Raw genomic sequence first — 21,884 nt, forward strand, 5'->3', positions numbered from 1 at the left:
CCGACCCCACCTAAATCAATACGCCACGTCCAGAAAGGTCTGATGCGCGGCCAGCGCATGAGGACTGAACACCAGCCAGGGTTGCTCGCGCTGGAAGACTCCATGAATGAAGGGTTGAATCGACGCCTCGACCGGCGGCAGCTGCTCGGAGAACGTATCCACCGGGAAGTGCTGCATGCCGAAGACTTCGTCGACCGTCAAACCGGCGAACACATCCTGGTGATCGACGACCAGCACCCGCCGCTGTTTACGCAGCGGAGACAGTTCGAGACCGAAATAGCCGCACAGATCCATGACCGGCAACAACCTGCCACGAACGTTGGCAACACCCTTGACCCAGGTTTTCACGCCGGGCAGCAAGGTGTAGCGCGGCTCATGAAGTATTTCGCCGACCTCCCCCATCGGAGCGACAAACAATCGCCCCCCCATTCGAAAACCGATCCCCGCCCACGTCTGGACGGCCTCCTGTTGTGAAGGTAGCCCGGCAGCCAACGCTCGGCAGCGGCTATCGATCTCCAGGAGTCGCTGAAACGGCGTAGGCGAATCCGACATGTCGCAACATCCCTTGTCCGAATTACGAAACCGCCTATTAGCCGCCAAGCACGGCGTTCAGAGTCTTCAGCAGTGTCGCTTCATCGACCGGCTTGGTCAGGTAATCCTTCGCGCCCTGGCGCTTGCCCCAGACCTTATCGGTTTCCTGGTCCTTGGTCGTCACAATGATCACCGGAATGTGACTGGTTTCAGCATCTTTGGTCAGCTGGCGAGTGGCCTGAAAGCCATTCAGGCCCGGCATGACGATATCCATCAATACGGCGTCCGGTTTTTCCTGGCGAGCCAGCGCTACACCGTCGGCACCGTTTTCGGCTTTCAGAACGACATGACCATGCTTTTCGAGCATGGCTGTCAGCTTGTACATCTCGGTCGGCGAGTCATCAACAATCAGAACGCGAGCCATGGTTTCTCCGTGGGAAAGGCTTCAGCGGCACACAGGGCCGAACTTCAGGATACTTGCTCTACCGGTGCGAAATCAGGCACGTGGGCCTTGATGGCACCGAGCAACTCTTCTTTGCTGAAAGGCTTGGTGAGGTATTGATCGGACCCCACGATACGCCCCTTGGCCTTGTCGAACAGGCCATCCTTGGAAGACAGCATGATGACCGGAGTGGATTTGAACGAGCTGTTGTTCTTGATCAACGCGCAGGTCTGATAACCATCCAGCCGGGGCATCATGATATCGACGAAAATGATGCGCGGGTGACTATCGGCAATCTTGGCGAGCGCATCGAAGCCATCCACCGCCGTGATCACATCACAACCTACTTTTTTCAGTAGCGTTTCGGCGGTGCGACGAATCGTTTTCGAATCGTCGATCACCATGACCTTCAAGCCCTCGGAGTGCTGTTCCATTTCGCCCTACCATCGCCTCGGTGAGTCGTAGTTTATCGTTATGTCAGTGCGCCAGAGGCCCTGCCATCGATGGGCTGCACCCAATCGCCGGACCTTTTTAGCACACTCCTCAAAAGCAAGCCATCTGCCGCCGGAGCAGCGGGATTTTCCTTGACCCAACGCACAACCGCCGCCAATCTGCGTCGACATTTCAAGGCCCCGGCAGCTCCGTTCTGCCGTTCGTTGGAGATCATCACATGACCGTTCGCGTCGGGATCATCATGGACCCAATCGCGCAGATCGCCTTCAAGAAGGACAGCTCGCTGGCCATGTTGCTGGCAGCCCAAGCCCGCGACTGGACGATCTACTATATGGAGCAGCGCGACCTTTACCAGCTCGGTGGCGAGGCGCGTGCCCGCATGCGCCCGCTCACCGTCTTCAACGACCCCGAACATTGGTACGAGACAGGGGAAGAAACCGACAAGCCGCTGGCCGAGCTCGACGTCATCCTGATGCGCAAGGATCCGCCGTTTAACAGCGAGTACGTCTACGCCACCTACCTGCTGGAACTTGCCGAACAGGCCGGTACGCTGGTCGTCAATCGCCCGCAGAGCCTGCGCGATTGCAATGAAAAGTTCTTTGCAACGCAATTCCCGCAATGCACGCCACCAACGCTTGTCAGCCGACGGTCCGACATTCTGCGGGAGTTCGCTCGCGAACAGCGTGACATCATTCTCAAACCATTGGATGAGATGGGCGGTGCCTCGATATTCCGTCACCGCGAAGGTGATCCGAACCTCTCGGTGATTCTGGAGGTGCTGACCGAACATGGCAGCCGTCAGATCATGGCGCAGCGCTACATTCCGGCCATCAAGGACGGCGACAAACGCATCCTGATGATCGATGGCGAGCCGGTACCCTATTGCCTGGCACGTATTCCTGCAGCGGGGGAAACCCGTGGCAATCTGGCCGCCGGGGGACGCGGCGTCGCGCAACCGCTTTCCGACCGCGACCAGGAAATCGCCGCTATCGTCGGACCGGAGCTGCGCAAGCGTGGGCTGCTGTTCGTCGGGCTGGACGTGATCGGCGACTTCCTGACCGAAATCAACATCACCAGCCCGACCTGCATTCGGGAAATCGACAATGCATTCGACACCCGGATCGGCGAGCGCCTGATGGACGCCATTGCCGATAAGCTGACCAGCCGTTCAGGCGCTTAGCAGCCGCGTGCCGATGATCGCTCGGCTCGGCCGCAGTCGCTGCTGGATAGATGCAGCCTTGCGGCCGACGTACCGCGCCGCCGTCTCTTTTATCCGCTCATCAAAGCTGCCGCCTGGTTCATAGACTTTTGCAGTCACGCTGGGCAGACTGCGCGCACTTCGAGCCGACTGATATGCGATGAACGCCGCAACTCGCCGACCCATTCCTGCCCATTCCGATGTCCGTCCGGCGGATCGTCTCGGCTTTACGCTATTTCTCGCCGCCGTGTTGCATGCGGCGTTGATTCTGGGGCTCGGCTTCAGCCTGTCCGCGCCCAAGCAGACCAGCAAGACGCTGGAAATCACCTTGTCCACCTTCAAGAGCGAAGACAAGCCGAAGGAAGCCGATTTCCTCGCGCAGGACAACCAGCAAGGCAGCGGCACGCTGGAACACAAGGCATCGCCGAAAACCACCGAGCAAGCGCCTTTCCAGGACACCCAGGTACGCAAGGTCACACCTGCTTCCGCCCCGCCTCCGAGCCGCCGCAACGAGTCGCCGAAGACCATGGTTGCCACTCGTGCACCTCAGCCGGAAAAAGCGCCGGCAAAGGCTGCGGACAACAAACCGAAACCGCAGGCGCCGCCAGCCCCGGTATATGACAGCTCGCAGCTCAGCTCGGAAATTGCCAGTCTCGAGGCCGAACTGGCCCAGCAGGTCGAGCAGTACGCCAAAAGGCCGCGCGTCAGTCGCCAGAACAGCGCGGCGACGATGCGCGACATCAGCGCCTGGTATCGCGATGAATGGCGCAAGAAGGTCGAACGCATCGGCAATCTCAACTACCCCGACGAAGCACGCCGTCAACGCATCTACGGCAGCCTGCGCATGCTGGTGATCGTCGATCGCAACGGCGCGGTCCAGGAACTCCGCGTGTTGGAGTCTTCCGGGCAAGCCGTGCTCGACGAGGCGGCCATGCGCATCGTCCGGCTCGCCGCGCCCTTCGCCCCCTTTTCCGGCGAGCTGGCGCAGAAGTTCGATCAGGTCGAAATCATCAGAACCTGGCGCTTCGAGCGGGGCGACCGGCTGTCGAGCCGCTGATCGGGCCATCCGCCCAACCGCAGCTCTTACGCGGCAAGCCAGCGCAGGCGGCTTCACGCCCCCGCCTGCAAGGCTTAAGCTAGCAACCATGAACGCAACCTCGCCCAGCTACCTCAAGCACCACTTCCTGATGGCCATGCCGCACATGGCGGACCCGAACTTTGCCCAGACGCTGATCTACCTGATCGAGCATAACCGGGAGGGGGCGATGGGGCTGGTCGTCAACCGCCCGAGCGGGCTGAATCTGGCGGACATACTCGAACAGTTGCGACCGGACGAGCCCGTCGGCCTGGCGAACCATCAGGTCGTTGTCTTTTCCGGCGGCCCGGTTCAAACGGACCGAGGCTTCGTCCTGCACCCGGCCGACGCGCAGTTTCAGGCGACGCTCGGTCTCGGCGAACTTGGCGTGACCACCTCACAGGACGTGCTGTTCGCCATCGCCGACGGCGTCGGGCCGACGCACTATTTCATCGCGCTCGGCTACGCGGGCTGGCAGCCCGGCCAGCTGGAGGCGGAGCTGGTCGACAACGTCTGGCTGAGCTGCCCGGCGCAACCGCACATCCTGTTCGACCTGCCTCCGGAGCAGCGCCTGACGGCCGCAGCCGCGTCGCTGGGCGTGGACCTCGACCTGCTGACCAGCCAGGTCGGTCACGCATGAGCGCCCTGCGTCTATTGCTCGGATTCGACTATGGCACCAAGCAGATCGGCGTCGCGGTCGGTCAGGCCATCACCGGCCAGGCCCGCGAACTCTGCGTACTCAAGGCGCAGAACGGTGTGCCCGACTGGTCGCGGATCGAGGCCCTGCTGCGCGAATGGCAACCTGACGCGCTGGTGGTCGGCCTGCCGCTTAACATGGATGGCAGCGCCAGCGAGATGAGCGCCCGCGCGGAGAAATTCGCGCGCCGGCTCAATGGCCGTTTCAACCTGCCGGTGTTCACCCACGACGAGCGTTTGACCACTTACGAAGCCAAAGGCGAGCGCCTGCGTGGCGGACAGCAGGGTGGCTACCGCGAGCGGCCAGTCGATGCCCTCGCCGCGGCACTGTTGCTCGAAGGCTGGTTGACCGCACAACCGCGCGCCTGACGCGCTTCAAGGAGAGAAACGATGACCCTGCCCAACCCCGATCTGCTGCTGCCCGAAATGGCGGCCGCGCTTGATCAGCACCTGAGCAGCCACGGCATCTCGGAACCCCGCTTCATCGGAATCCACACCGGCGGCGTCTGGGTCGCTCAGGCACTGCTGGATTTGCGTGGGCGGCAGGAAGCCCTCGGTGTGCTGGATGTATCGTTTTATCGCGACGACTTCACCCAGAACGGGCTGCATCCGCAGGTCCGTCCCTCGGCGCTGCCCTTCGAGATCGACGGCCAGCACCTGGTGCTGATCGATGACGTATTGATGAGTGGACGCACTGTTCGTGCCGCACTCAACGAGCTGTTCGATTATGGCCGCCCCGCCAGTGTCAGCCTGGTCTGCCTGCTGGACCTCAACGCCCGCGAGCTGCCAATTCGTCCGGACGTGGTCGGCGCCACGCTATCGCTGCCGCCCGACCAGCGCGTCAAGCTGCTTGGCCCCGCACCGCTCGCCCTCGAGTACCAGACTTTCGCTTCCGCCAATTGAGACCCCTGCGATGACGCCCACCGACGCCAAGCGCCCGCTCCAGCTGAACGACCACGGTCAGCTGCGCCATTTCCTGTCCCTGGATGGCCTCCCGCGCGCACTGCTTACCGAAATTCTCGATACCGCCGACTCTTTTCTCGAAGTAGGCGCCAGGGCGGTCAAGAAGGTCCCTTTGCTGCGCGGCAAGACGGTGTGCAACGTCTTCTTCGAGAACTCGACGCGCACCCGCACGACCTTCGAGCTGGCCGCCAAGCGGCTTTCGGCGGACGTGATCACGCTGAATGTCTCGACCTCGTCGACCAGCAAGGGCGAAACCCTGACCGACACGCTGCGCAACCTTGAAGCCATGGCCGCCGACATGTTCGTCGTTCGCCATGCCGATTCCGGTGCCGCGCATTTCATCGCCGAGCAGGTCTGCCCCGATGTGGCTGTGATCAACGGCGGGGATGGGCGCCACGCGCATCCGACCCAAGGCATGCTCGACATGCTCACCATTCGCCGCCACAAGGGTGACTTCGAGAAGCTATCGGTCGCGATTGTCGGCGACATCCTGCATTCGCGGGTGGCTCGCTCCAATATGCTCGCCCTGCGCACCCTCGGCTGCCCGGACATCCGCGTCATCGGCCCGAAAACCCTGCTACCGATAGGGTTGGAACAATACGGCGTGAATGTCTATCACGACATGAACGAGGGCCTGCGCGATGTCGACGTGGTGATCATGTTGCGCCTGCAGCGCGAGCGTATGCAGGGCGGACTGCTGCCCAGCGAAGGCGAGTTCTATCGCCTCTACGGCCTGACCACGCAGCGCATGGCGCTGGCCAAACCGGACGCCATCGTCATGCATCCGGGGCCGATCAACCGCGGCGTCGAAATCGAGTCCGCCGTGGCGGACGGCAGCCAGTCGGTCATTCTCAATCAGGTCACCTATGGCATCGCGGTGCGCATGGCGGTGCTGTCCATGGCCATGAGCGGGCAAACAGCCCAACGGCAAGTCGACAATGAACAGGCGCTCGAGGAGCAGAACTGATGCCAACCGAAATTCTCGACGCCCGCCTGATCGACCCCGCCAGCGGCCGTGACGAGGTCACCAATATCTACTGCCAGGACGGCAAGGTCGTGGGCATTGGGCAACCCCCTGCCGGCTTCGCAGCGGCGCACACGCTCAACGCACAAGGGTTGGTAGCGGCACCGGGCCTGGTCGATCTGTCCGTCGCGCTGCGCGAACCGGGCTATAGCCGCAAGGGCAACATCGCCAGCGAGACGCTAGCCGCCACCGCTGGCGGCATCACCAGCCTGTGCTGCCCGCCCGCCACCAAGCCGGTGCTGGACACCGCGGCAGTCGCCGAACTGATCCTCGACCGCGCCCGCGAATCCGGGCATGCCAAGGTGTTTCCGATCGGCGCCCTGACGCGCAACCTGGCGGGCGAGCAGCTCGCCGAGCTGGTGGCGTTGCGCGATGCCGGCTGCGTCGCCTTCGGCAACGGCCTGACCGAGTTCACCAATCATCGGAACCTGAGCCGGGCACTGGAATATGCCGCGACCTTCGATCTGACGGTGGTCATCCACTCCCAGGACGCCGATCTGGCCGCTGGCGGACTGGCTCACGAAGGGCCTGCGGCAGCGTTTCTCGGCCTGGCGGGAATTCCAGAGACGGCCGAAACCGTCGCCTTGGCGCGCAACCTGCTGCTGGTCGAGCAAACTGGCGTGCGCGCGCACTTCAGCCAACTCACCACCGCGCGCGGCGCTCGGATGATCGCCGACGCCCAGGCCCGCGGGCTACCGGTCACGGCCGACGTGGCGATGTATCAGCTGATCCTGACCGATGAAGCCTTGCATGGCTTCTCCAGTCTTTATCATGTGCAGCCGCCGCTGCGCAGCGCAGCCGACCGCGAAGGCCTGCGAGAGGCGGTCAGAACCGGTGTTATCTCGGCCATTTCCAGCCACCACCAGCCCCATGAGGCGGATGCCAAACAGGCGCCGTTCGGCGAGACCGAGCCAGGTATCAGCAGCGCGGAAATCCTGCTCCCGCTGGCCCTCACGCTGGTGGACGACGGCTTACTCGATCTGCCGACCTTGCTGGCTCGTCTGAGCAGCGGTCCGGCCACGGCACTGCAACTGCCGGCCGGCCAGTTGGCAGTCGGCACGGCCGCGGACCTGGTCCTGTTCGATCCGCACGGCTCGACGCTGGCCGGCGAAGTCTGGCGCTCCAGGGGGCGTAACTGCCCCTTCATAGGCCACTGCCTGCCTGGAGCGGTGCGCTATACCATCGTCGATGGCCGAGTAGCCTTCCAGGGCTGAGAACGGCGCTAAGCGGTCCGGCGCAAACCGGACCGTTACCAGCGCTTTTCCATGTTGCGCATCGATATCTGGCTGTTCAGCGTCCAGAAATCATAGAGCACGCCGACGAAGAACAGCCCGCCGGTGCACAGGTAGATCAGGCCGGTAATCCATTTGCCCTGGTACATCCGGTGCACGCCGAACACGCCGAGAAAGGTCAGCAGGATCCAGGCGACGGTGTAGTCGATCGGGCCGGGCTGAAAGCGCAGGTCGGCCTCCCGGTCCATCGACGGAATCAGAAAAAGGTCGATGATCCAGCCGACGAAGAACAAGCCGAACGTGAAGAACCAGAGGGTGCCGGTGATCGGCTTGCCGTAGTAAAAGCGGTGGGAACCGAGGAATCCGAAAATCCACAGGAGATAGCCGATGAAGGTGCTGTGGGTGTTCTGCCGCATCTGAGCCTCACTGTTCTGACTGAGTCTGATTGGGTGTCGCTGCCGAGCTTATCCGATTGGCAAGCGCTGGCGCTTCTGCCGAGCGGGCATTGGTTCGCTGGCGCGCCGTGATACTGTATATGCAAACAGTGTTACGGTAATCGCCATGCAGTTGATCGAGAAGCTCAGCGTCCTTGCCGACGCCGCCAAGTACGACGTGTCATGCGCCAGCAGCGGCGCGCCCAAACGCAGCTCGAAAGGCAAGAGCGGATTGGGGGCGACCGATGGCATGGGGATCTGCCACAGCTTCACGCCAGATGGTCGTTGCGTGGCGCTGCTGAAGGTATTGCTGACCAACTTTTGCCTCTACGACTGCCAGTATTGCGTCAATCGGCGCTCCAGCGATGTGCCACGTGCGCGCTTCACCCCCGAAGAGGTGGTGACGCTGACGCTCGATTTCTACCGCCGCAATTGCATCAGCGGGCTTTTTCTCAGTTCCGGCATCATTCGCTCGGCCGACTACACCATGGAACAGCTCAATCGAGTGGCCAAGCTGCTCCGCGAAGAACACGAGTTCCGCGGCTACATTCATCTGAAGACTATTCCGGACGCCGACCCGCTGCTGATCGCCGAGGCCGGCCGCTATGCCGACCGCCTCAGCGTCAATATCGAACTGCCGACCGAGTCCAGCCTGCTCCGCCTCGCGCCGGAGAAGCAGGTCGTGACCATCAAGCAGGCCATGCACTCGATTCATCAGGGCGAGACCGAAGCCCAGGCCGAGAAGCGTGCGCCGCGCTTCGCTCCAGCCGGGCAAAGCACACAGATGATCGTTGGCGCCGATGCCACCGACGACAGCACCATACTCCGCACCGCCCAGTCACTGTATGGCGACTTCCGTCTGCGCCGCGTCTATTACTCGGCATTCAGTCCCATCCCGCACAGTCCCAAGACGGTCCCCTTCGAAGCACCGCCGCTGCTGCGCGAGCACCGGCTGTACCAGGCCGACTTCCTCATGCGCGGCTATGGCTTCACCGCCGGCGAGCTGCTTACCGGGCCGGGAAACCTGCCGCTGGACATAGACCCCAAGCTCGCCTGGGCGCTGTCCAACCGCGAGCAGTTCCCGGTGGACCTGAATCGCGCCGAACCGGCGTTGATCGCGCGCGTCCCCGGGATCGGAATCCTTAGCGCCCAGCGTCTGGTGGCGCTGCGCCGGCAGAAACGCATCCGCTTCGAGGATCTGACGCGCCTTCGCTGCTCGCTGGAAAAGGCCAAGCCCTTCATCGTCACCCACGATTACCGGCCGAGCCAGGCCCTCCGGGAGTCCGCCGCCCTGCGCCAGCAACTCAGCGAAGGCCCCGTGCAGATGGGGTTGTGGTGATGCAGCAGATACGTTTCGACGGCAGTTTCGATGGCTGGCGCGAGATCGCGCGTGACCTGCTTCGCCGCCAGGTTGCCCCTCATCAGCTGGAGTGGGTCGGCAGCAGCGATAGCGGTGGCCTGTTCGACGAGCCTGACGCTGCCGAGCCGACCGAGCCGATGCCGCGAATACGCATTCCGCGGCAACTGATCGTCGAACTGGAGAGCGCGGCGCGCTTTCGCGCAAGAGACCGCTGGAGCCTGCTGTATCGGATTCTCTGGCGGGTCGCCCGGGGCGATCAGACGGCCCGGCTGGTCGGTGACGCCGATGGCAGCGAGCTGCATGCGAGGATCAAGACGGTACACCGCGAAGCTCATCATATGCATGCCTTCCTGCGCTTCAGCCCAACGAACTGCGACAGCGCCCCGGAATACGTGGCCTGGTTCGAGCCGGCGCACGACATCCTGATCAGCGCGGCGCCGCATTTCGCCGAACGGATGGGACTGCATTCATGGTTGATCGCGACGCCCGATGACGCAGTGCTGTGGGACGGGCAGGTAATGCACTATACCAAGCCTTGCCCGCTTAGCTGGCGGGACCTGGCGCAGACCGCACAAGACTCTGGGGCGGAACTGTGGAAGACCTATTACGAAAGCACCTTCAACCCTGCGCGGCTGAATCGTGAGGTGATGCAGAGCAATCTGCCGGTGCGCTTCTGGAAAAACCTGCCCGAAGGGCCGCTGATTCCGCAACTGATGAGCCGCGCCAGAGCCGGGGCTCAGCGTGACGGCCAGGCCGAACGCGTCGCCAACCAGCCGGGCAAGCGGATCGGCCAGCCCGGCAAGCGCTGATCAGCGGAAACTGCGACCCGGATCGTCGTCGCTGACTTCCAGAGTGAGGCCCTGGGACACGGAGGTCAGATGCTCGCCATCGGTTTCCGAGCCCAGCTTGATCATCAGGCGCAGGTCGTTGGACGAGTCTGCATGCAGCAGCGCGTCTTCGTAGGTGATTTCACCCTGCACGTAGAGGTTGTACAGCGCCTGATCGAAGGTCTGCATGCCGAGGTCGGTGGAGCGCTTCATCAGCGATTTGAGCTCGTGCACTTCGCCCTTGCGGATCAGGTCGGCGGCCAGCGGCGTGTTGATCAGGACTTCGATGACCGCGCGGCGCCCCTTGCCATCCGGGGTCGGGATCAGCTGCTGGGCGACGATGGCTTTCAAGTTAAGCGACAGGTCCATCCAGACCTGCTGCTGACGATCAGCCGGGAAGAAGTTGATGATCCGGTCCAGCGCCTGGTTGGCGTTGTTGGCGTGCAGGGTCGCGAGGCAGAGGTGGCCGGTTTCGGCGAAGGCCACGGCGTAGTCCATGGTCTCGCGGGTCCGCACCTCGCCGATGAGGATGACGTCGGGCGCCTGGCGCAGGGTGTTCTTCAGCGCCACGTCGAAGGAGTCGGTGTCGATGCCGACCTCACGCTGGGTGACGATGCAGCTTTGATGCTGGTGAATGAACTCGATGGGGTCTTCGATGGAAATGATGTGACCGCTGGAGTTCTTGTTGCGGTAGCCGATCATCGCCGCCAGGGAGGTGGACTTGCCGGTGCCGGTCGCACCGACGAACAGCACCAGGCCACGCTTGGTCATGGCCAGTTTCTTCAGCACGTCGGGCAGCTTCAGATCTTCGAGCGTCGGGATATTGGTCTCGATACGACGCAGCACCATGCCGGCAAGGTTGCGCTGATAGAAGGCACTGACACGGAAGCGGCCGATACCGCGCGCGCTGATGGCGAAATTGCATTCGTGGTTCTCGGCGAAGTCCCGGCGTTGCTGCTCGTTCATCACCGAGTGCACGGTTTCGCGGGTCATCTCCGGCGACATCGGCGTCTTGTTCACCGGCATGATCTTGCCGTTGACCTTCATCGAAGGCGGCACACCAGCGGTAATGAACAGATCGGAGCCGCCTTTCTCGACCATCAGACGCAACAGTTTCTCGAATTCCATCGTCTTTCTCGCAGGCGGGTATGGCCGCCATCAACGAAGCGAAAGCCGGGCGATAATGCCCAGCCCCATTTTGTTAGAAGTTTTCCGGCTGCTTGGCCTTTTCCTTGGCGCTGTCGCGGGAAATCAGACCCTTGGCCAGTAGACCCTTGAGACAGGCGTCGAGCGTCTGCATGCCCAGCGATCCGCCGGTCTGAATCGAGGAGTACATCTGCGCCACCTTGTCCTCGCGGATCAGGTTACGGATCGCCGGGGTGCCGATCATGATTTCGTGGGCCGCGACCCGGCCGCCACCGACTTTCTTCAGCAGCGTCTGGGAAATCACCGCCTGCAGCGACTCGGACAGCATCGAACGGACCATGGACTTTTCTTCCGCCGGAAACACGTCGACCACGCGGTCGATGGTCTTGGCCGCCGAGGTGGTGTGCAGGGTGCCGAATACCAGGTGACCGGTTTCCGCGGCGGTCAGCGCGAGGCGAATGGTTTCCAGGTCGCGCATTTCGCCCACCAGGATGATGTCCGGGTCTTCCCGCAGCGCCGAACGCAGCGCCTCGGAGAAGCCGAGGGTGTCACGGTGCACTTCGCGCTGGTTGACCAGGCACTTCTTCGATTCGTGGACGAATTCGATCGGGTCCTCAATGGTGAGGATATGGTGGTACTTGGTGTTGTTCAGGTAGTCGAGCATCGCCGCCAGGGTGGTGGACTTGCCCGAACCGGTCGGGCCGGTGACCAGCACCAGGCCGCGCGGTACGTCGGTGATCTTGCGGAAGACTTCGCCCATGCCGAGGTCCTCCATGGTCAGCACCTTGGACGGAATGGTCCGGAAGACCGCGCCGGCGCCACGGTTCTGGTTGAACGCGTTGACCCGGAAGCGGGCCACGCCAGGAACCTCGAAGGAGAAGTCGGTCTCGAGAAATTCCTCGAAATCCTTGCGCTGCTTGTCATTCATGATGTCGTAGATCAGCGCGTGCACCTGCTTGTGGTCCATCGCGGGGAGGTTGATCCGACGCACGTCGCCATCGACGCGGATCATCGGCGGCAAGCCGGAAGACAGGTGCAAATCCGACGCACCCTGCTTGGCACTGAAGGCCAGCAGCTCTGTGATATCCATGGGACTCCCCAATTACAAGCAAGCAGGTAGAATGCCGCGCAGACCCTAAGGTGGCAGGCGCAGGTAATGTCCACGATAGCGAACAATATTGCAAAGGTCGCAGCGCGCATCCGTGAGGCGGCGCAAGCTGCGGCGCGCAATCCCGACGAGGTGCACCTGCTGGCCGTGAGCAAGACGCAACCGGCCGCGGCCATCCGCCAGGCCTGCCAAGCTGGCCTGCACGATTTCGGTGAGAACTACCTGCAGGAAGCGCTGGAGAAGCAGGCCGACCTGGCCGACCTGCCACTGACCTGGCATTTCATCGGCCCGATCCAGTCGAACAAGACCAAGGCGATCGCCGAGCACTTCGACTGGGTCCACTCGGTGGACCGTCTGAAGATCGCGCAACGCCTCTCCGATCAGCGTCCCGAATCGCTGCCACCGCTGAATATCTGCCTGCAGGTCAACGTCAGCGGCGAAGCCAGCAAGTCCGGCTGCGAGCCGCAGGACGTGCCGCAACTGGCGCATGCCATCGCGGCACTGCCCCGCCTGCGCCTGCGTGGGCTGATGGCGATTCCCGAGCCGACCGACGATCCGACCGAACAACGCGCAGCGTTCGCCCGGTTATGCCACCTGCAAGCCGAACTCCAAATGGACCTGGACACGCTCTCCATGGGCATGAGCCAGGATCTGGAAGCTGCCATCGCCGAGGGCGCCACCTGGGTTCGAATCGGCACGGCACTCTTCGGTGCCCGGGACTACGGCAGCCCACCCGCATGAATAAAGGACATTTCGCATGAGCACTCCCCGTATCGCCTTCATCGGCGGCGGCAACATGGCCGCCAGCCTGATCGGTGGGCTACGCGCCCAGGGCCTTCCTGCCTCCGCCATTTGCGCCAGCGACCCCGGCGCGGACAGACGCACCGAGCTCCATGACGTTCACGGCATCGACACTTTCGCCGACAATGCCCAGGCCGTTGCCGGTGCCGACGTGGTGGTGCTGGCGGTCAAACCGCAGGTGATGCAGACCGTCTGTCGCGACCTGGCTCCGCATCTGCAAGCGAATCAACTGATCGTATCGATCGCCGCCGGGATCACCTGCGCCAGCCTGCAGCAATGGCTGGGCGCCGATACGCCACGGGCGATCGTGCGCTGCATGCCCAATACGCCCGCACTTCTGCGCCAGGGCGTCAGCGGTCTGTTCGCCAATGCAGCAGTCAGTGACGAGCAGAAACGTCAGGCCGAACAGCTGCTGTCGGCGGTGGGTCTGGCGCTCTGGCTGGACCGCGAGGAGCTGATCGATGCGGTGACCGCAGTGTCCGGCAGCGGCCCGGCGTATTTCTTCCTGCTGATCGAAGCCATGACGGCCGCCGGCGAACAGCTTGGTCTGCCGCGCGATACCGCAGCGGAACTGACCCTGCATACCGCCTTGGGCGCCGCGCGGATGGCCTGTGAAAGCGACGTTGAGGCTGCCGAACTGCGGCGCCGTGTCACCTCACCGAACGGAACCACCGAGGCGGCGATCAAAGCCTTTCAGGCAGGCGGCCTCGAGGCGCTGGTTCAACAGGCAATGGAAGCCGCCGCACGCCGCTCGGCCGAACTTGCCGAACAATTGGGCAAGTAGGGTCCGTTGATCTTTTGCGGGGCGCCGGGCCGTGGTTCGAGAAGAACCGGGCCGCGGCGCCGCCGACGGCCTTGCGGCGTTAACGCTGGATATGGGAATTGCATGGGAGAGAAGTTGGCCAGTCCAAATCAGCGACGAATGACGCCGCACCGCGCCAAAACAGATCCGGCCCTTCGTATAGAGCCGCACAGGCTGCACAACGCAATCGAACCAGTCGGCGCTGCAGGACTTGGCAAGGGCACAACCATTACCTGCGTCCCGCGCTTTGCCTAGCGCCTCTCGGCGCTGCAGCGCGGCTCGCGACGAAACCTCAACAGTTCCTAAGGAGCCTTCATGTCGCAACTCTCGCAAGCCCTGATCCTAATCGTTCAGACGCTCGGCAGCCTTTACCTGCTGATCGTTCTCTTGCGTTTCATCCTGCAGTTGGTTCGGGCCGATTTCTACAACCCGCTGAGCCAGTTCATCGTACGCGCCACGCACCCCTTGTTGCGCCCGTTGCGCCGGGTGATTCCAAGCATCGGTGGGCTCGATCTGTCGTCGCTTCTGTTGGCGATCATCGTTCAACTGCTGTTAATGGGCGCCGTGCTCATGATCGCCTACGGAACCATCGGCAATCCCCTGCAGCTGCTGGTCTGGGCGATCATCGGGGTCACCGGGCTGTTCCTCAATATCTTCTTCTACGCCCTGATCATCAGCGTGATTCTGTCGTGGGTCGCCCCCGGCAGCCACAATCCGGGCGCGCAACTGGTCAGCCAGATCTGCGAGCCGGCGCTCGCGCCCTTCCGTCGCCTCTTACCCAACATGGGCGGACTGGACATTTCGCCGATCTTCGCCTTTCTCGCGATCAAGCTGCTGGACATGCTGGTTATCAACAACCTGGCCATGATGACGCACATGCCCAACATCCTTCGTTCGCTGATCTGAAGCGGCCTCCGGTTGCGCACTTTGGGCACTGGTTCACAACGGCTCGATTGACCGACACCAGGCGACTGGGATAATCGCCTGATTCGCCTATCAGGACACACCAGGATCATGGAACGACTCGACCGGCAAGTGGATGCCTACGTCACCTGGAAGCGTGACCTGGTCCGCGAGATCACCCGTTATCGCAGCTGGCTGGCGCACAACCGCCTCAATTCCGAGGCGGTCGAGGCCAGACTGGACCGCGCGCTCAAGCTGCTGCGCACCGATCACATCACCTTGGCCTTCGTCGGCGAATTTTCCCGAGGCAAGACGGAGCTGATCAACGCCCTGTTCTTCTCGGGCTATGGCCAGCGCATCCTGCCGTCACGGGCCGGGCGCACCACCATGTGTCCAACCGAGCTGTTTTTCGATCCCCGGGCGGAGCGCAGCTATATCCGTCTGCTGCCCATCGAGTCGCGCCTGGAAGACACCAGCATCGCTCAGCTCAAGCGCAATCCGCTCCTCTGGTTGACACTGCCGCTGGACACGGCGAATCCCGACGGCATGGTGGAAGCCTTCACCCAGGTCGCCGCCGTCAAGTCCATGCCCGTGGAGCGAGCTATCCAGCTCGGTTTCCACCCCGACACGCTGGAAAACGCGGACATCCCCGGCGAGGTATTGGTGCCGGCCTGGCGCCACGCGATGGTCAACTTCGATCACCCGCTGCTACGCCAAGGCCTGCGCATCCTCGACACGCCCGGCCTCAACGCGCTGGGCAGCGAGCCGGAGCTGACCCTGTCAATGCTGCCGAGCGCCCAGGCGGTGATCTTTCTCCTGTCCGCCGATGCCGGCGCGACCGCCAGTGACATGAACATCTGGGAGCAGCACATCCGGCAACTGGACGACGGTGACCGCCAGCGCCTGTTCGCCGTTCTGAACAAGATCGATGTCCTCTGGGACGACGTAGCCGGCGATGCCTTCGTCGATGACGCGATTCAGCGGATGCAAGCCACCACCGCGCAACAGCTGGGCATCGCCGAGGATGACGTCCTGCCGCTGTCGGCCAAGCAGGCCCTGCTGGCCAAGATCCGCGGTGACCAGGGGTTACTGCAACGCAGCCGGCTCCTGGCGCTGGAGAACCTGCTTTGCGAGCGTATCCTCGCGCAGAAAGAGCAATTGCTCGAGCAGCAGGTCGTACGCCAGGTGCTCGCGCTGTTGCACAACAGCCAGCACATCCTGACGCAGCGCCTGGCCAAGGTGCGCGCGCAGAGCGAACTGCTCGAAGGCCGTCGGCAGGATAGTGGCCAGCTGCTGCTGGAGCTGACCGCACGCACGCGTCACGATCACAACCAGCATCACAAGCGCCTGTTGCAGCTCAAGACCAACCAGCGCCTGCTGCAGCGCCAGGGCGAGCTGCTACGTGGCACCGTGCGCGCCGAGCGCCTGGAAGAACACCTGGCACGCCTGCGCCGCAGCCTGACCGGTAGCCTGACCACGCTGGGCATCAACCTGAGCATCCTGCACTTCTTCCGCTCGGTGGAGCAGGACCTCGGCGCCCTCGAACACGAAGCGGCACTGGCGAACAAGATGGTCTCGGCGATCTACCGCCGTCACAACGACGAGAACCCGTTGCATGGCATCGACGCCCCACTGTTCCGGCTCGCCGCCTATCAGCACCAGCTCAAGGGCCTGCAGAACAAGGCCGACCAGTTCCGTCTGCAGCTCAAGACGCTGCTCACCGAACAGCGCACACTGACCCGCCGTTTCTTCGCCACGCTGGTGCAGGAGGTCATCGCGATGCACCAAAGGCTGCGCCAGGAAGCCGAGCAATGGGCCGGCGAAGCGCTGATGCCGCTGATGCAACATTCGCTGGAGCACAAGCAACAGCTCGAAGCCCACATGCTTCAGCTCAAGAGCCTGGCCCAGGACAGCCAGCAAAACAGCCAGCGTGGCCGCCTCCTGGCACGTTACGGCGTGGAGCTGGAGCAGCAGCTGGCACAAGCCGGCGAAATGCTTCGCGTACTGCGGCGCCCGGCACCGCTACGCCGCCAGGGCAAGGTGGTCAGCCTGACCAGTGCCAGCCTGGGTTGACCGGTGCGTTGCGATTGAGGATGAATTGAGGCGCGCTAACCTTTAGACTTTGCCGCCTTCTTCCAGTACGAGCCAGGGTCGATGCCCACAGCTATTCCAGCCGATTCCGTTGGTCTGGTGAGTCCGAAGGTCGAGCATTTTGCCGAGCCGCTGGCACTCGCCTGTGGCCGCACGCTCCACGACTACCAGCTGGTCTACGAGACCTACGGCGAGCTGAACGCCACGCGCAGCAACGCCGTGCTGATCTGTCACGCGCTATCCGGCCACCACCATGCGGCCGGTTTCCATGACATGGATGAACGCAAGCCGGGCTGGTGGGACAGCTGCATCGGGCCGGGCAAAGCGATCGACACCAACCGCTTCCACGTGGTCAGCCTGAACAACCTCGGCGGCTGCAACGGCTCGACCGGCCCCAGCAGCATCAACCCGCAGACCGGCAACCCCTACGGCGCCGATTTTCCTGTCGTGACGGTGGAGGACTGGGTCAACAGCCAGGCGCGGCTGGCCGATGTCCTCGGCATCGAACAGTGGGCCGCCGTGGTCGGCGGCAGCCTCGGTGGCATGCAGGCCTTGCAATGGACGATGAGCTACCCCGAGCGCGTGCGCCATTGCGTGGCGATCGCGTCCGCACCCAAGCTGTCGGCGCAGAACATCGCCTTCAATGAAGTGGCTCGCCAGGCGATCCTCTCCGACCCGGAGTTCCATGGCGGGCATTTCCTCGAGCGGAACGTGATTCCCAAGCGCGGGCTGATGCTGGCACGCATGGTCGGCCACATCACCTACCTGTCCGATGACGCCATGGGCACCAAGTTCGGCCGCGGCCTGAAGAGCGAAAAGCTCAATTACGACTTCAACAGCGTCGAATTTCAGGTCGAAAGCTACCTGCGCTACCAGGGCGAGGAATTTTCCAGCCGCTTCGACGCCAACACCTACCTGCTGATGACCAAGGCGCTGGACTATTTCGACCCGGCCGCCGCGTTCGACGATGACCTGGCACAAGCCTTGTCGACAGCCAAGGCAGACTTCTGCGTGATTTCCTTCACCACCGACTGGCGCTTCTCGCCGGAGCGCTCGCGCGAGATCGTCGATGCGCTGATGGCCGCACGCAAGAACGTCTGTTACCTGGAAGTCGACGCGCCACAGGGCCACGACGCCTTCCTCATTCCCATTCCCCGTTATCTGCAAGCGTTTCGCGGCTACATGAACCGCATCGTTCTATAAGGAATCCACATGCGCGCCGATCTGGACATCATCCAAGACTGGATACCGGCCGGTAGCCGTGTGCTCGACCTCGGCTGCGGCAATGGCGAACTGCTGGCCTGGCTGCGCGACCACAAGCAGGTCAGCGGTTACGGCCTGGAAATCGACCCGGACAACATCGCCGCCTGCATCGACAAGGGCGTCAACGTCATCGAGCAGGACCTGGACAAGGGCCTGGGCAATTTCGCCAGCGACAGCTTCGACATGGTCGTCATGACCCAGGCGTTGCAGGCCGTTCACTACCCGGACGAACTGCTCAAGGAAATGCTTCGCGTCGGTCGCGAATGCATCATCACCTTTCCCAACTTCGGCCACTGGCGCTGCCGCTGGTATCTGGCCAGCAAGGGCCGCATGCCGGTCTCGGAATTCCTGCCCTACACTTGGTACAACACGCCGAACATCCACTTCTGCACCTTCGAGGATTTCGAGCGGCTTTGTCGCGAGCTCGGCGCCCGGGTGCTCGAGCGGCTGGCGGTCGACCGTCATCACAAGCACGGCGTGGCGAGCCGCCTGTGGCCCAACCTGATCGGAGAGATCGGCATCTATCGCGTTGCCGGGCCTGCTCGCTGATCGCTTCATCGCTGGAGGAAACCATGAAATCCATCCTGATAGGCATGCTCACCCTGATGCTGGCGCTGCCCGCCTTGGCCGAGCGCAAACACAGCGTGGGCGAGCACGACGTCCACTACATCGCCTTCAATTCGAGCTTCCTGCAGCCGGACATAGCCGCTGCGGCGGGCCTGGTGCGCAGCAAGACTCAGGGCGTGGTCAACGTCTCGGTGCTCAAGGCCGGCAAACCGGTGGCCGCGCAGGTCAGCGGCTCGGTCAAGAACCTGCTCGGGCAGGACTATCCCCTGACCTTCAAGCAACTCAAGGAAGGCGACGAGGCCATCTACTACCTCGCGCAATTTCCCTTCGAGTCACGCGAGGTCCTGCGCTTCAATCTGAACGTGCGGCCTAGTGGGGCTGCGCCGATCGATTTCGATTTCACTCAAGAATTTTTCCCGGACGAATGATGCCTTTCAACGAACTGGTGCTGGCCAGCCACAACGCCGGCAAGCTCAAGGAACTGCAAGCCATGCTGGGCCACGCGATTCGCGTGCGCTCGGTGGGCGAGTTCAGCGACGTGGAACCCGAAGAGACCGGGCTGTCGTTCGTCGAGAACGCCATCCTCAAGGCGCGCAATGCCGCCAGGGTTTCCGGTCTGCCTGCGCTGGCCGACGACTCGGGATTGGCCGTGGATCATCTCGGCGGCGCGCCGGGGATCTATTCGGCTCGTTACGCGGACGGCCAGGGCGATGCGGCGAACAATGCCAAGTTGCTCGATGCGCTCCGCGAAGTGCCGGATGCCGAGCGGGGCGCGCAGTTCGTCTGCGCCCTGGCACTGGTCCGCCATGCCGAGGATCCGCTGCCGATACTCTGCGAGGGGCTCTGGCATGGCCGCATCCTGCATGCCCCTCAGGGCGAGCACGGCTTCGGCTATGACCCGCTGTTCTGGGTGCCCGAGCGCAACTGCTCCAGCGCCGAGCTGGCCCCGCAGGACAAGAATCAGATCAGTCACCGCGCCCGCGCCATGGCCCTGCTCAAGCATCGCCTGGGCATCGCATGAGCGAAGCCGGAAGCCAGAAGCCGAACGCTGGTAACGAAGAGCGCACGGACAGCCTCCAGCTTCCAGCTCCCGGCTTCGAGCTGCCGCCGCTGGCGGCCTACATCCATATCCCCTGGTGCGTGCGCAAGTGCCCTTACTGCGACTTCAACTCGCATGCAGCCGGCCCGTCGCTACCCGAAGACGCCTATGTTGCGGCATTGCTGGCCGATCTGGACTGCGATCTGGATCAGGCGCAGGGGCGCGCGCTCAGCTCGATCTTTTTTGGTGGCGGTACGCCGAGCCTGTTCTCGGCCCAGGCGCTGGGCCGGATTCTCGAGGGACTGGAACAGCGGATCGGCTTTGCCGACGACATCGAGATCACCTTGGAAGCCAATCCGGGCACCTTCGAGCAAGCGAAATTCCGCGACTACCGCAGCCTGGGAATCAACCGCCTTTCGATTGGCGTGCAGAGCTTCCAGGCCGACAAGCTGAAAGCACTGGGGCGTATCCACGATGGAGACGAAGCGGTGCGCGCCGCGGACATGGCGCGCGCGGCCGGCTTCGACAACTTCAACCTGGACCTGATGCACGGCCTGCCCCAGCAAAGCCTGGACGATGCCCTCGGCGACCTGCGCACCGCCATCGCCCAGCAGCCGACGCATCTTTCCTGGTATCAACTCACGGTCGAACCCAACACCGAGTTCTGGAACCGACCGCCCACGCTTCCCGAGGACGAGACACTGTGGGATATCCAGGAGGCGGGCCAGGCACTGCTCGCCGAACACGGCTACCGGCAGTACGAAACCTCGGCCTATGCGCAGCCCGGACGCCAGGCGCGCCACAACCTCAACTACTGGACCTTCGGCGACTTCCTCGGCCTCGGTGCCGGCGCCCATGGCAAGGCCAGCAGTCCCGACGGACAGATCCGTCGCCACTGGAAGACGCGCCTACCCAAGGACTACCTCGACCCGGCAAAACGCTTCCGCGCGGGAGACAAGCTGCTCGAACCGGACGAGCTGCCCTTCGAATTTCTGATGAATGTGCTGCGCCTCACCGACGGCGTTCCGTCAGCACTGTTCACTGGACGCACCGGCCTGTCGACGACGCAGCTCGCCGAGGGCCGCCACGAGGCCGAAGCGCGTGGACTGCTGGAGCCTGATCCGCAGCGCTTGGTCGCCACGGCCAAGGGCCAGTTATTCCTCAACGACCTGCTGCAGCTTTTCCTGCCCTAAGGACCCCCGCATGGATCTTGTACTCGACCTCATCGCCACCCTGTCGCGCTGGAGCCGGCATCATCTGTTCGACATCTCGCTGGCGGTCATGGCGACCCTGTTCGTGCTGTTCGGGCCGGCGCTCAACGCCTGGGTCCAGAAGAACATCGGCGGCCTCAATTTCGTCCTGCGCACGCTCGCCTTCGTGGTGTTCTGCGCCGTGGTCTACGGCCTGGGCATCATCTACCTGAGCCCCTGGCTGGCCAAGGGCCTGGCCCAGTTCAACAACTACACCCTGGCTCCGGTGCTGTTGCTCCTGCTGTTCATCATCGGCGTGGTGGCCGACCGCAACTGAGCGGCGTCACTCCTCGCGCAAAAACCGATCGAGATCCACCGGTTCCCCGGGCGTGCCGTGCAGCTGGTGGCGCAGATCCTCGAACAGCGGATCGTAGTCGGCATGGAAGCCGAACAGCACATCGGCATGCAGGTTCACACCTCGTTTGCGCAAGCATTGGTGGATGCGCTGCATGAAGTTGAACGCCACGTCCCGGTGCATCGAGAAATGCTCGTCGATCGGCGTTTCATCGACATGCCCATGTAGATGAAAGCAGGCCCACTCCGGTTTGTTCTCCGGTCCTTCGACATGGTAGTCGAGGACGAGGTGGAACCCGGGAAGGCCTGGCGAAGCCAGTCGACTGACTTCCGCGTGACCCGGTCTGAACATAGATCCTCCTGATAGCTACTTGCGCCATGCACC

General features: G+C 63.1%; 26 protein-coding genes. 19 read left to right on the forward strand and 7 right to left on the reverse strand.

The genetic code is table 11. From position 1 onward, the window contains the following. Window positions 1–15: 15 nt before the first annotated feature. Genes KCX70_RS20330 through pilG form a run of 3 tightly spaced genes read right to left on the reverse strand, consistent with a single transcriptional unit; the run spans window position 16 to window position 1,407 of the window. Window positions 16–552, reverse strand: a complete 537-nt coding sequence (locus KCX70_RS20330) for a chemotaxis protein CheW (protein WP_021206020.1) — start codon at window positions 550–552, stop codon at window positions 16–18. A gap of 37 nt (window positions 553–589) precedes the next feature. Further along, the gene (pilH, locus tag KCX70_RS20335) at window positions 590–955 is read right to left on the reverse strand and encodes a twitching motility response regulator PilH (RefSeq protein ID WP_212618630.1); all 366 of its coding nucleotides are present in this window, start codon (window positions 953–955) and stop codon (window positions 590–592) included. 44 nt (window positions 956–999) lie between these two features. Next, complete coding sequence (pilG, locus tag KCX70_RS20340) at window positions 1,000–1,407, reverse strand: twitching motility response regulator PilG (protein ID WP_019339789.1); 408 nt, start codon at window positions 1,405–1,407, stop codon at window positions 1,000–1,002. Between the two features lie 236 nt (window positions 1,408–1,643). Between pilG and gshB the strand changes: the two genes are divergently transcribed. The 7 genes from gshB to KCX70_RS20375 all read left to right on the forward strand — a co-directional run bounded on the left by gshB (window position 1,644) and on the right by KCX70_RS20375 (window position 7,596). Beyond that, window positions 1,644–2,606 (forward strand): glutathione synthase, encoded by a 963-nt coding sequence (gene gshB / locus KCX70_RS20345; RefSeq protein ID WP_212618631.1) that lies wholly within the window; start codon window positions 1,644–1,646, stop codon window positions 2,604–2,606. Between the two features lie 178 nt (window positions 2,607–2,784). Then, entirely contained in the window at window positions 2,785–3,681 is an 897-nt protein-coding gene (locus KCX70_RS20350; RefSeq protein WP_212618632.1) for an energy transducer TonB, read from the forward strand. 88 nt (window positions 3,682–3,769) lie between these two features. Next, window positions 3,770–4,339 (forward strand): YqgE/AlgH family protein, encoded by a 570-nt coding sequence (locus tag KCX70_RS20355; RefSeq protein ID WP_212618633.1) that lies wholly within the window; start codon window positions 3,770–3,772, stop codon window positions 4,337–4,339. Then, the gene (gene ruvX, locus KCX70_RS20360; RefSeq protein WP_021206025.1) at window positions 4,336–4,764 is read left to right on the forward strand and encodes a Holliday junction resolvase RuvX; all 429 of its coding nucleotides are present in this window, start codon (window positions 4,336–4,338) and stop codon (window positions 4,762–4,764) included. The genes KCX70_RS20355 and ruvX overlap by 4 nt, the downstream gene beginning before the upstream one ends. A 21-nt stretch (window positions 4,765–4,785) precedes the next feature. After that, window positions 4,786–5,298, forward strand: a complete 513-nt coding sequence (gene pyrR, locus KCX70_RS20365) for a bifunctional pyr operon transcriptional regulator/uracil phosphoribosyltransferase PyrR (protein WP_212618634.1) — start codon at window positions 4,786–4,788, stop codon at window positions 5,296–5,298. A 10-nt stretch (window positions 5,299–5,308) separates the two neighbouring features. Next, window positions 5,309–6,325 carry an aspartate carbamoyltransferase catalytic subunit gene (locus KCX70_RS20370; protein WP_212618635.1) on the forward strand — a complete coding sequence of 339 codons (1,017 nt, stop codon included), beginning with the start codon at window positions 5,309–5,311 and terminating at the stop codon, window positions 6,323–6,325. Continuing rightward, window positions 6,325–7,596 (forward strand): dihydroorotase, encoded by a 1,272-nt coding sequence (locus KCX70_RS20375; protein ID WP_212618636.1) that lies wholly within the window; start codon window positions 6,325–6,327, stop codon window positions 7,594–7,596. Before KCX70_RS20370 ends, KCX70_RS20375 begins: the two co-directional genes overlap by 1 nt. Window positions 7,597–7,631: 35 nt before the next feature. Here KCX70_RS20375 and KCX70_RS20380 read toward each other — a convergent pair whose 3' ends face one another. Then, window positions 7,632–8,030 carry an NINE protein gene (locus KCX70_RS20380; protein ID WP_021206029.1) on the reverse strand — a complete coding sequence of 133 codons (399 nt, stop codon included), beginning with the start codon at window positions 8,028–8,030 and terminating at the stop codon, window positions 7,632–7,634. A gap of 145 nt (window positions 8,031–8,175) precedes the next feature. On the opposite strand from KCX70_RS20380, the gene KCX70_RS20385 reads away from it, so the two are divergent. Continuing rightward, the gene (locus KCX70_RS20385; protein WP_212618637.1) at window positions 8,176–9,387 is read left to right on the forward strand and encodes a putative DNA modification/repair radical SAM protein; all 1,212 of its coding nucleotides are present in this window, start codon (window positions 8,176–8,178) and stop codon (window positions 9,385–9,387) included. Then, window positions 9,387–10,217, forward strand: a complete 831-nt coding sequence (locus KCX70_RS20390; protein ID WP_212618638.1) for a TIGR03915 family putative DNA repair protein — start codon at window positions 9,387–9,389, stop codon at window positions 10,215–10,217. Before KCX70_RS20385 ends, KCX70_RS20390 begins: the two co-directional genes overlap by 1 nt. On the opposite strand, the gene KCX70_RS20395 is transcribed toward KCX70_RS20390, so the two are convergent. After that, complete coding sequence (locus tag KCX70_RS20395; RefSeq protein ID WP_021206032.1) at window positions 10,218–11,363, reverse strand: PilT/PilU family type 4a pilus ATPase; 1,146 nt, start codon at window positions 11,361–11,363, stop codon at window positions 10,218–10,220. A 73-nt stretch (window positions 11,364–11,436) separates the two neighbouring features. Continuing rightward, window positions 11,437–12,471 (reverse strand): type IV pilus twitching motility protein PilT, encoded by a 1,035-nt coding sequence (gene pilT, locus KCX70_RS20400; RefSeq protein ID WP_021206033.1) that lies wholly within the window; start codon window positions 12,469–12,471, stop codon window positions 11,437–11,439. A gap of 66 nt (window positions 12,472–12,537) precedes the next feature. Here pilT and KCX70_RS20405 point away from each other — a divergent pair, with 66 nt between their 5' ends. The 10 genes from KCX70_RS20405 (at window position 12,538) to KCX70_RS20450 (ending at window position 21,482) form a co-directional block, all read left to right on the forward strand. Next, window positions 12,538–13,230 carry a YggS family pyridoxal phosphate-dependent enzyme gene (locus KCX70_RS20405; RefSeq protein ID WP_212618639.1) on the forward strand — a complete coding sequence of 231 codons (693 nt, stop codon included), beginning with the start codon at window positions 12,538–12,540 and terminating at the stop codon, window positions 13,228–13,230. Between the two features lie 16 nt (window positions 13,231–13,246). After that, the gene (gene proC, locus KCX70_RS20410) at window positions 13,247–14,074 is read left to right on the forward strand and encodes a pyrroline-5-carboxylate reductase (protein WP_212618640.1); all 828 of its coding nucleotides are present in this window, start codon (window positions 13,247–13,249) and stop codon (window positions 14,072–14,074) included. A 333-nt stretch (window positions 14,075–14,407) separates the two neighbouring features. Continuing rightward, complete coding sequence (locus KCX70_RS20415) at window positions 14,408–14,998, forward strand: YggT family protein (protein WP_021206036.1); 591 nt, start codon at window positions 14,408–14,410, stop codon at window positions 14,996–14,998. 108 nt (window positions 14,999–15,106) lie between these two features. Beyond that, on the forward strand, window positions 15,107–17,068 hold the full coding sequence (locus KCX70_RS20420; protein WP_212618641.1) for a dynamin-like GTPase family protein: 1,962 nt from the start codon (window positions 15,107–15,109) through the stop codon (window positions 17,066–17,068). 81 nt (window positions 17,069–17,149) lie between these two features. Beyond that, on the forward strand, window positions 17,150–18,289 hold the full coding sequence (gene metX / locus KCX70_RS20425; RefSeq protein ID WP_102846872.1) for a homoserine O-succinyltransferase MetX: 1,140 nt from the start codon (window positions 17,150–17,152) through the stop codon (window positions 18,287–18,289). A gap of 9 nt (window positions 18,290–18,298) precedes the next feature. Further along, window positions 18,299–18,898: a methionine biosynthesis protein MetW gene (metW, locus tag KCX70_RS20430; RefSeq protein WP_021206039.1), complete on the forward strand. Its 600-nt coding sequence runs from the start codon at window positions 18,299–18,301 to the stop codon at window positions 18,896–18,898. Window positions 18,899–18,921: 23 nt separating this feature from the next. Continuing rightward, the gene (locus KCX70_RS20435; RefSeq protein WP_212618642.1) at window positions 18,922–19,344 is read left to right on the forward strand and encodes a DUF4426 domain-containing protein; all 423 of its coding nucleotides are present in this window, start codon (window positions 18,922–18,924) and stop codon (window positions 19,342–19,344) included. Continuing rightward, the gene (rdgB, locus tag KCX70_RS20440) at window positions 19,341–19,937 is read left to right on the forward strand and encodes an RdgB/HAM1 family non-canonical purine NTP pyrophosphatase (RefSeq protein ID WP_021206041.1); all 597 of its coding nucleotides are present in this window, start codon (window positions 19,341–19,343) and stop codon (window positions 19,935–19,937) included. Before KCX70_RS20435 ends, rdgB begins: the two co-directional genes overlap by 4 nt. Next, complete coding sequence (gene hemW / locus KCX70_RS20445; protein ID WP_212618643.1) at window positions 19,934–21,148, forward strand: radical SAM family heme chaperone HemW; 1,215 nt, start codon at window positions 19,934–19,936, stop codon at window positions 21,146–21,148. Before rdgB ends, hemW begins: the two co-directional genes overlap by 4 nt. Window positions 21,149–21,158: 10 nt before the next feature. Next, the gene (locus KCX70_RS20450; protein WP_021206043.1) at window positions 21,159–21,482 is read left to right on the forward strand and encodes a DUF3392 domain-containing protein; all 324 of its coding nucleotides are present in this window, start codon (window positions 21,159–21,161) and stop codon (window positions 21,480–21,482) included. Window positions 21,483–21,488: 6 nt separating this feature from the next. Here the strand turns inward: KCX70_RS20450 and KCX70_RS20455 are convergent, their stop codons facing one another. After that, window positions 21,489–21,851 (reverse strand): DUF5064 family protein, encoded by a 363-nt coding sequence (locus KCX70_RS20455; protein WP_021206044.1) that lies wholly within the window; start codon window positions 21,849–21,851, stop codon window positions 21,489–21,491. Window positions 21,852–21,884: the final 33 nt, after the last annotated feature.

The organism is Stutzerimonas stutzeri, assembly GCF_018138085.1.
Taxonomy (GTDB): domain Bacteria; phylum Pseudomonadota; class Gammaproteobacteria; order Pseudomonadales; family Pseudomonadaceae; genus Stutzerimonas; species Stutzerimonas stutzeri_AI.

What these genes read in the sequence shown, in the direction of transcription:
- KCX70_RS20330 (WP_021206020.1), bottom strand. Translation starts at nt 552, where the DNA reads ATGTCGGATTCGCCTACGCCGTTTCAGCGACTCCTGGAGATCGATAGC.
- pilH (WP_212618630.1), bottom strand. Translation starts at nt 955, where the DNA reads ATGGCTCGCGTTCTGATTGTTGATGACTCGCCGACCGAGATGTACAAG.
- pilG (WP_019339789.1), bottom strand. Translation starts at nt 1,407, where the DNA reads ATGGAACAGCACTCCGAGGGCTTGAAGGTCATGGTGATCGACGATTCG.
- gshB (WP_212618631.1), top strand. Translation starts at nt 1,644, where the DNA reads ATGACCGTTCGCGTCGGGATCATCATGGACCCAATCGCGCAGATCGCC.
- KCX70_RS20350 (WP_212618632.1), top strand. Translation starts at nt 2,785, where the DNA reads ATGAACGCCGCAACTCGCCGACCCATTCCTGCCCATTCCGATGTCCGT.
- KCX70_RS20355 (WP_212618633.1), top strand. Translation starts at nt 3,770, where the DNA reads ATGAACGCAACCTCGCCCAGCTACCTCAAGCACCACTTCCTGATGGCC.
- ruvX (WP_021206025.1), top strand. Translation starts at nt 4,336, where the DNA reads ATGAGCGCCCTGCGTCTATTGCTCGGATTCGACTATGGCACCAAGCAG.
- pyrR (WP_212618634.1), top strand. Translation starts at nt 4,786, where the DNA reads ATGACCCTGCCCAACCCCGATCTGCTGCTGCCCGAAATGGCGGCCGCG.
- KCX70_RS20370 (WP_212618635.1), top strand. Translation starts at nt 5,309, where the DNA reads ATGACGCCCACCGACGCCAAGCGCCCGCTCCAGCTGAACGACCACGGT.
- KCX70_RS20375 (WP_212618636.1), top strand. Translation starts at nt 6,325, where the DNA reads ATGCCAACCGAAATTCTCGACGCCCGCCTGATCGACCCCGCCAGCGGC.
- KCX70_RS20380 (WP_021206029.1), bottom strand. Translation starts at nt 8,030, where the DNA reads ATGCGGCAGAACACCCACAGCACCTTCATCGGCTATCTCCTGTGGATT.
- KCX70_RS20385 (WP_212618637.1), top strand. Translation starts at nt 8,176, where the DNA reads ATGCAGTTGATCGAGAAGCTCAGCGTCCTTGCCGACGCCGCCAAGTAC.
- KCX70_RS20390 (WP_212618638.1), top strand. Translation starts at nt 9,387, where the DNA reads ATGCAGCAGATACGTTTCGACGGCAGTTTCGATGGCTGGCGCGAGATC.
- KCX70_RS20395 (WP_021206032.1), bottom strand. Translation starts at nt 11,363, where the DNA reads ATGGAATTCGAGAAACTGTTGCGTCTGATGGTCGAGAAAGGCGGCTCC.
- pilT (WP_021206033.1), bottom strand. Translation starts at nt 12,471, where the DNA reads ATGGATATCACAGAGCTGCTGGCCTTCAGTGCCAAGCAGGGTGCGTCG.
- KCX70_RS20405 (WP_212618639.1), top strand. Translation starts at nt 12,538, where the DNA reads ATGTCCACGATAGCGAACAATATTGCAAAGGTCGCAGCGCGCATCCGT.
- proC (WP_212618640.1), top strand. Translation starts at nt 13,247, where the DNA reads ATGAGCACTCCCCGTATCGCCTTCATCGGCGGCGGCAACATGGCCGCC.
- KCX70_RS20415 (WP_021206036.1), top strand. Translation starts at nt 14,408, where the DNA reads ATGTCGCAACTCTCGCAAGCCCTGATCCTAATCGTTCAGACGCTCGGC.
- KCX70_RS20420 (WP_212618641.1), top strand. Translation starts at nt 15,107, where the DNA reads ATGGAACGACTCGACCGGCAAGTGGATGCCTACGTCACCTGGAAGCGT.
- metX (WP_102846872.1), top strand. Translation starts at nt 17,150, where the DNA reads ATGCCCACAGCTATTCCAGCCGATTCCGTTGGTCTGGTGAGTCCGAAG.
- metW (WP_021206039.1), top strand. Translation starts at nt 18,299, where the DNA reads ATGCGCGCCGATCTGGACATCATCCAAGACTGGATACCGGCCGGTAGC.
- KCX70_RS20435 (WP_212618642.1), top strand. Translation starts at nt 18,922, where the DNA reads ATGAAATCCATCCTGATAGGCATGCTCACCCTGATGCTGGCGCTGCCC.
- rdgB (WP_021206041.1), top strand. Translation starts at nt 19,341, where the DNA reads ATGATGCCTTTCAACGAACTGGTGCTGGCCAGCCACAACGCCGGCAAG.
- hemW (WP_212618643.1), top strand. Translation starts at nt 19,934, where the DNA reads ATGAGCGAAGCCGGAAGCCAGAAGCCGAACGCTGGTAACGAAGAGCGC.
- KCX70_RS20450 (WP_021206043.1), top strand. Translation starts at nt 21,159, where the DNA reads ATGGATCTTGTACTCGACCTCATCGCCACCCTGTCGCGCTGGAGCCGG.
- KCX70_RS20455 (WP_021206044.1), bottom strand. Translation starts at nt 21,851, where the DNA reads ATGTTCAGACCGGGTCACGCGGAAGTCAGTCGACTGGCTTCGCCAGGC.